Genomic DNA, 2,156 nt, shown 5'->3' on the forward strand with positions numbered 1-2,156 from the left:
AAAGCTAAAATTACAACTATATCTATAAATTGGGCAAACTAACTTATGAGNGTGCTTTTTCAGTTAAAGCAGTTTTTGATATTATCTGGATTACCAATATTCGAGTATTTTGATTTTGAATGTGCATGTTTTACAACGTATGGTGTGTTCTCAAGTATGCACTAAAAGGGATTCTCTTTTTTTGCTGAGGAGGTGCACTTTTAATACAAAAGTGCGTTATAAACAGCGCTTCGCCAAAGCGTGTTTTAATAAGAGTACATAAATTACCAAGAATTACCTATCAAATTGGTAATTACCACCGGCTGGGGTAATTGAAGGCAAAACTCTTGTAAGTGCCTTTTTTTACTGCAGGCTTTGACATTTTATTTATATAATCCTTAGTAGTAACACCTCTATAGGGTGTTTGACTGTTTTCGGGTGAAATGACCGGCAAATATGGCCTAACAATCTGTTTCTATTGAAAATAATATCCTAGATATTTCTATCTGTAGGTTAAACCTCTCTAGATTTACCACTCTCAGCGCGTTTCTTGGCACTGGTTTGAACATAGACTGTATCGGTTGTGGCCATGCTTGAATGCCCCAGGTCTTCTGAGACGTCCTTAAGGGCGCGACCTCGTTCAATCTCCATGCTTGCGCCTGTATGTCGCAGCCAGTGAGGTGAAACATCTTTGAAAATCTGGGCGGCTTTCTCCCCAGATTGAGACTTCATGGTTTCGTATGTTTTATCAAGCACCTGATGAACGAGACGCGCGAGTTGTCTGCCGCTCATACCTCCAGCTCCACGAATTTTCTCTACAATGGGTTGTTTTTCCTGTCTTCCAGGCAATGCAGATAAGCCGCGCCATAGGCGATAACGTTCTAAATAAGGCAGAAAGCTATCCGGGACAGAAATGTCGCGTATTTTCTTTCCTTTGCCATATATTTTAAGCCACCAGTTTTTTTCATCGTCTTGCCAGAAATGACTCATGACTGGGATCCAATCATCACGCTCCGCAAGTTCGGAGATCCTTAAAAACATAGTTTTCATGGCGGCAATGAGAAATAGGTTTCGTTCAAAGAGCGCGTCTTCGTCTGCCATTTGCTCAACTGTTGTTAGTAACAAATCCCATTGATCTTGATCTAGCCGCTTCGTTTCTTTTACCTGAGCATCTTTAACCAAGCGCTTGCAGTCTTTCTTAGCCAAAACAGCTGGATTACCTAGTGCGATTTCGTTTTCCATTAAATGCGTATAAAAGCCGCTAATAGCTGAGAACATTGCGAGCATCGACTGCTGTGATGGGCGGTACTTCTTTTTATCAATGTCGGAGCCTTCAGCTATGTACCTAAACGGCTTCCAACTCTTGTTAAATTCATACATACCCGCCGTAGGAACGAATTTGTCGACATTCGTTAAGCCAATCCATGTTTGTGGCGGTTTAAAGAAGAACTCAGCGTAATCCAGCACGTCATTCTTTCTGAAATCAACGGCGGGCTTTTCTGCAATCAAAAAACTCCATAACAAAAACTTTTCGATATCAGATCTAAATCTAATATAAGTATGCTCAGATTTATTCCTGCCAAGAAAGATTAAGTAGTCACGTGCCCAGTCCCAGTGTTCGCGGCACCAGTTTGGTTGGTCATTAAAGAATTGATCTAGCTGCTCATAATCACGCCAATCGAAGTCTTTAAGCTCAGCGTATGCAGGAAATAATGGTATTGATTTGGGCGTTGCCATAAGAATCTTAAGTGTTTGTATTTATTATCTTAAGCGTAGTTCTTATATGTTACTATGTCCAATAATGAAAGTTATTGGACATTTTATAGGTATGACTATCCACCCTTGTTCAACGCTGAGTATTAGAAAAATAATGCAGGACTAATTTCAAAGCGCTTCGAGAGTTTGTCTATGTGCTCTTTTGTCAGTGACCTCTTCTCATTACAAATCATTGACACAGAGCTTTTGGGTCCAATCTCTTCCTTAAAGTCCGACATGGTGAGATTGTGTTGCTCCATGAGCAATCTCAACATTGAGGCACCGGCATCCATTGATCCAACTCGAGAATTGAACTCTTGAAACTCCGGCGCTTCTTCTTCATACGCGTGGATCTTTGACCACAAGACATCAATCAAAAGCAAGTTGGCATCATAGTCTTCAATCAATTCATCCATAAGCGC

At 40.7% G+C, this 2,156-nt stretch carries 2 protein-coding genes; both read right to left on the reverse strand.

What is annotated here, in order from left to right; all coding sequences use genetic code 11:
* Positions 1-492: 492 nt before the first annotated feature.
* Positions 493-1,716 carry a tyrosine-type recombinase/integrase gene (locus tag A3766_RS22940; protein ID WP_068643023.1) on the reverse strand — a complete coding sequence of 408 codons (1,224 nt, stop codon included), beginning with the start codon at positions 1,714-1,716 and terminating at the stop codon, positions 493-495.
* Between the two features lie 122 nt (positions 1,717-1,838).
* Positions 1,839-2,156, reverse strand: a 318-nt coding sequence (locus A3766_RS22945) for a type II toxin-antitoxin system HigA family antitoxin (protein ID WP_156509061.1), incomplete at its 5' end; no start/stop codon positions are given.

The organism is Oleiphilus sp. HI0132 (assembly GCF_001635845.1).